The 4,281-nt window shown below is 63.7% G+C and carries 3 protein-coding genes; all 3 read left to right on the top strand.

Features of this window, described 5'->3' with window-relative positions; genetic code table 11:
* Nucleotides 1–111 precede the first annotated feature (111 nt).
* The 3 genes from ACVWY0_RS22070 to ACVWY0_RS22060 all read left to right on the top strand — a co-directional run bounded on the left by ACVWY0_RS22070 (nt 112) and on the right by ACVWY0_RS22060 (nt 3,889).
* Complete coding sequence (locus ACVWY0_RS22070) at nt 112–1,455, top strand: M18 family aminopeptidase (protein WP_485838599.1); 1,344 nt, start codon at nt 112–114, stop codon at nt 1,453–1,455.
* Between the two features lie 582 nt (nt 1,456–2,037).
* On the top strand, nt 2,038–2,889 hold the full coding sequence (locus ACVWY0_RS22065) for a glycosyltransferase family 2 protein (RefSeq protein ID WP_485838598.1): 852 nt from the start codon (nt 2,038–2,040) through the stop codon (nt 2,887–2,889).
* Between the two features lies 1 nt (nt 2,890).
* Nucleotides 2,891–3,889, top strand: coding sequence for a glycosyltransferase family 2 protein (locus ACVWY0_RS22060; protein ID WP_485838597.1), 999 nt, complete (start codon nt 2,891–2,893; stop codon nt 3,887–3,889).
* The last annotated feature ends 392 nt before the right edge of the window (nt 3,890–4,281 follow it).

Below are 4,281 nucleotides of genomic sequence, written 5' to 3'. Positions count from 1 at the left end.
ACGCCGACAACGCACCGTTCCCCGCGCCGTCAAACGCAAAATGTCCAACTGGCCACTCAAGCGAACACCAAAAACCACAAAGTAAACGGCATTGCATCTAGACTCGGAACCATGCCTTCACGCTCCAGTGCCGCCGCCTCCAGTGCTGTTGACCACATCCAGGACCTTGGCGCGTATGTCAGCGCATCGCCGTCGAGCTTCCACGCCGTCCACGAGGCCGCCCGTCGGCTGGATGAAGCCGGGTTCACCGGCCTGGACGAGCGTGAGCCCTGGGCCGGCGGGGCTGGTACGTTCTACGTGGTCCGCGACGGCGCGCTGATCGCCTGGGTGGTCCCGGAAAATGCCGGACCCACCACAGGGTTCAACATCCTTGGCGCGCACACGGACTCCCCGTCCTTCAAGCTCAAGCCCAAGCCCACCACGGGAGCCTTCGGCTGGCTGCAGGCCGGCGTGGAGGTTTACGGCGGGCCGCTGCTCAACTCGTGGCTGGACCGCGAACTTCGGCTGGCGGGCAGGCTTGTCATGCTGGACGGCACCGAGCACCTCACCGCCACAGGGCCCTTGCTCCGCTTCCCGCAGCTGGCCATCCACCTTGACCGTGCCGTGAACGACGGCCTGACGCTGGACAAGCAGCGGCACATGAACCCCGTGTGGGGCCTGGGGGACCCCGCCGATTTTGACCTGCTGGTGGTTTTGGCATCGCATGTGCCTGGCGGCACTTCTGTTGATCCGGCGCGGATCGGCGGGTACGACGTCGTTATTGCAGACACGCAGGCACCTGCGGTTTTCGGGGCCAACGGTGAGTTCTTCGCCTCCGGGCGCCTGGACAACCTTTCCGCGACGCATGCAGGACTGGCGGCGCTGATCGCTCACTCTTCTGCTGCGTCTGGCGGCGCGGCCGGTGGGCCGATCGCCGGCGCCCCTATCGCCGTCCTTGCGGCGTTCGACCACGAGGAAATCGGTTCCAACTCCCGTTCCGGCGCGTGCGGGCCCGTCCTCGAGGACGTCCTCGTGCGGATCTCCGACGGCCTGGGCGCAACGGTGAGCCAGCGGCGGCAGGCGCTGGCGGCGTCGTTCTGCGTTTCCGCGGACGCCGGCCACGCCGTCCACCCCAACTACCCGGAGCGGCACGATCCGGCCAACCATCCGGTCCTGAACGGCGGCCCGCTGCTGAAGATCAACGCCAACCAGCGGTACGCGACCGACGCGCCGGGCGCGGCATTCTGGGCCAGGCTGTGCGGGGAGGCGAAGGTGCCGTACCAGGAATTTGTGTCCAACAACGTGATGCCCTGCGGCTCCACCATTGGCCCCCTGACCGCCACGCGCCTGGGGATCCGGACTGTCGACGTCGGCGTGCCCCTGCTCTCGATGCACTCCGCACGTGAGCTCTGCGGCGTGGCGGACCCGCACCGGCTGGCAACGGTCACGGAGCTTTTCTTCCGGACGGCGATGTAGGCAGGTTTCTAGGTTGCCGGCTTCAGCGCCGTCCGCCAGACGGCAACGGCCCGGGCTGCACTCATAGTCCACGTGGCCGGACCCAAAGACGGGATTGTCCATGGAGGCAGTTTTCTCGTAGACGCTGCCTGCAACACCGGAAAAGGCGCATCCGCTGACGGATGTCGGCGGTGCTGTATGGAAGGCGAGACACCTGACGCTACGGGCCATTTTCATCGGAGCTCCCGGGCACTTGGAAATCGTCAACCTGAAGTCCCTTATGCGCGCTAGCCCAGATACAGCGGTCAAATCCGTAAAATATGGGCGGAATGAGAACCCCTATACCTAATATTCGGACCGGCGGCCAAACCCCTGTACTCGGGTAGGAAACGTATATCCGGCGCTCAAAAGTGAGTACCTGCCACTGGTGACAGGCGCCTCAGGCCAGCCATAGGCTCATCTTCACGGCCAGAGTCGAAGGCTAAATGAGAGCTGGGGCCAGAGACCAGACCCATGACCGGATAAAGCGATAAATCTGCGCCCGACTTCTGAGTCGAGCGCGGAGTTGACTAAATCCGCAAGCGTCATGAAGTGGTGAGGTATTTGTCTATTTCAACCCAGCTCCCAATAACGTTCCCGATGCTGGCCTTCGAAGCTCCGAGGGCGTCAGTCAGTGTCGTCATCCCCACCCTGAACGAGGCGAGGAATATCCCGTGGGTTCTTCGCCGGATTCCCTCGTATGTGGACGAGGTTGTCATCGTGGACGGCCGTTCCACGGACAACACGGTGGGAGTAGCCCGCGCTATCCGCGACAACCTTGTCATCGTCGATGAGCAGCGCAAGGGTAAGGGCGTGGCCCTCCGTTCGGGTTTTGCCGCAGCCTCAGGGGACATCATTGTCATGCTGGATGCGGATGGCAGCATGGATCCCCAGGAGATCGGCTGGTTCGTTGCCCCGCTTCAGCACGATTTCGACTTCGTTAAGGGCTCGCGCCATGTCACGGGCGGAGGATCCGAAGACCTGACCCGGCTGAGGAAGGCCGGCAACCGCGCTCTGACCGGATTGGCCAATGCGGTCCTGCATAGCAACTATTCTGACCTTTGCTATGGATATATTGCGTTTCGGAGGGAATGCCTGGAGATCCTTCAGCTGGAATCGGACGGCTTTGAAATTGAGACCGAGCTGATTGTCCGGGCGGCAAAGGCCGGTCTGCGCATTGCCGAAGTCCCCAGCCTGGAGCTGGACCGGATCTCGGGCGCGTCGAACCTGCAGACGTTCCGTGACGGCTGGCGGGTACTGGCAACGCTGGCGCGCGAATGCACCATGTGGGAGGCGCCCACCGCAGGCGCCAGACCTGAAGCCCTCCGCCGGGTGAAATATACCTACGCAAATGTCAGCGTCCCGCGGACGCCTATGGATCCCCAAACGGTTCTCTCCCTGGTTCGGGGAGCCTAGCATGCTGGATCGTGGTGCACGTCCGAGCGTAACGATCGTCATTTGTGCTTATACCGATAGGCGTTGGGACCGGTTGCTGGACGTCATAGAGTCCGTCCGGGCCCAATCAGTTGCACCCCAGGAGGTCCTGGTGGTGATTGACCATAACGCGGACCTCTACGAGCGGCTCACCGAAATTGTAGATGACGTGACGGTGGTGGAGAGCAGCGGTCCACGCGGGTTGTCCGGAGCGCGGAACACCGGCGTCGGACTTGCCGACTCGGACATTGTGGCCTTCCTCGACGACGACGCCGAGGCAGCCCCGGACTGGCTTCAACGGCTGCTTGCCCTTTATGACGATCCTGATGTCCTGGCCGTCGGCGGCCGCGTGGAACCGGTGTGGGAAACGGGCCGTCCGGGCTACTTCGGTGAAGAGCTCGACTGGATCGTAGGATGCAGCCACCGCGGAATGCCCAAGGTGGCCTCCGAGGTCCGGAACGTCATCGGCGCAAACATGTCCTTCAGGCGCGAAGTCCTCCGCCAGGTGGGCGGCTTCAACCTTTCGCTGGGGCGCCAGGGCACCTTGCCCCTTGGCTGTGAGGAGACCGAGATCTGCATCCGTTCGAAGATGGGCTCACCCGGATCGCGGATCGTCTACGAACCCGCGGCTTTGGTCCGCCACCATGTGCCGGCGGACAGGGGGACATTGCGCTACATGCTGTCGCGTTCCTGGTCCGAAGGTATCTCCAAAGCCCAGGTCAGCCGGGTGGTAGGCCAAAAACGGGCTCTCGGCCCGGAACGGCGCTACGTGCGCAGCGTACTGCCACGGGCCGTTTTTGCGGGAGTGCGCGATTGGGGCCGGGGCGACAACCCGCAGGGGCTGGGCCGGGCGGGAGCCGTCATCGCAGTCCTGGCTTGGACGGCCGCCGGGTACGTACGCGGACGCCGGATAGCGCACGTGGAGGGCCGCCCGCTGTCCGGGACCGTCATTGCGCGCGCACCGTGGAGCGAGGTCCAGTGAGCGAACGTGTCGATGAAACGGCTTGTCCGCAACACGTGGGCAGCAGCCGTGCTTTGGGCCAGCCCCCGCGGTTATGCCGATAATTCCAGGCTTCTCACCCCATCTGACCTGTGACGACGCAAAAAGGTCGGCATAACGCGAACATCGGCATAAACAGGCGAGAAGTGCGGCCTATCAAATTCCTGAACCTTGTGTCACAGGTTCGAATCCTGCGGGGGCGCGTCGCTAAACATGGCCGGGACCTCATCCCTAGGGATGGGGTCCCGGCCATGTTTAGTCCTCTTCCTGCCTGACCTAGCTCAGGGTGAGGATGAGTTTGGGTGCGAGTGTGCTGCCGGCCTCCTTGGAGTTGAGGTCCAGGCCGTCGCTGCTGCTGGTGTCCATTCCCAGGG

It is taken from the genome of Arthrobacter sp. UYNi723, assembly GCF_054057635.1.
Note: the sequence above shows the minus strand (reverse complement) of the source record. Positions and strands in the feature narration are given on the sequence as shown.

Coding starts and splice junctions, on each gene's coding strand:
- ACVWY0_RS22070 (WP_485838599.1), top strand. CDS start 112: ATGCCTTCACGCTCCAGTGCCGCCGCCTCCAGTGCTGTTGACCACATC.
- ACVWY0_RS22060 (WP_485838597.1), top strand. CDS start 2,891: ATGCTGGATCGTGGTGCACGTCCGAGCGTAACGATCGTCATTTGTGCT.